Raw genomic sequence first — 578 nt, 5'->3', positions numbered from 1 at the left:
GGTGTGAAACGGCTGAAGGGGCCCGGCGGTTGCCGGGCCCCTTCAGGTGAAGCTGTGGTGCTGGTGGTGCGGTGAGCCTGGGGTTTGGACGCTCAGGCTCGGGTGATCGTCAGGGAGCTACTACTTGACGATCGAGCCGGACCAGACGTTCTCGGCCTTCTTGTAGATCGCGGCGGTCTCGCCGTCGAAGTACGGCGAGGTGATCAGGTCGTAGCGACCGTTGGAGTCCTGGTCGCCGAAGAGGCTGGTCACACCGTTGACGTAGCCCAGACGCTTGGCGTTGCTGTACTTGGCGAGCCAGGGGCCGCCGTCAGCGCCGGGGGTGAAGGAGCTCTTCAGACCGACGTGCTCTTCGGTCTTGGTCGCGGCCTGCACGTACTTCTGGGCGTTGGTCTTGCCGTAGGTCCACTTCGGCGTGACACCGGTGTAGGCCTTGTTGCCGTCGGGGTGGGCGTCGGCCGGGTAGCCGAACACGAACACCGTCTGCTGGGCCTTCTGGTTCCAGGTGAAGCCCTGGCCACCAACGTTGTCGCCGAGCTTGCCGACGTCCTTGATGAAGCCCTCGAGGACGTAGAAGG

1 pseudogene is annotated in these 578 nt (G+C 64.5%); it reads right to left on the bottom strand.

The features are described from left to right. Positions 1-120: 120 nt before the first annotated feature. Positions 121-578: pseudogene (locus tag ACLQ2R_RS39520) on the bottom strand (hypothetical protein); the annotation flags it as partial.

The sequence above is a fragment of the Streptosporangium sp. DT93 genome (assembly GCF_049844535.1).
Taxonomy (GTDB): domain Bacteria; phylum Actinomycetota; class Actinomycetes; order Streptosporangiales; family Streptosporangiaceae; genus Streptosporangium.
The sequence above is the reverse complement of the archived record's forward strand: the minus strand, read 5'-3'. Positions and strand labels throughout refer to the sequence as shown.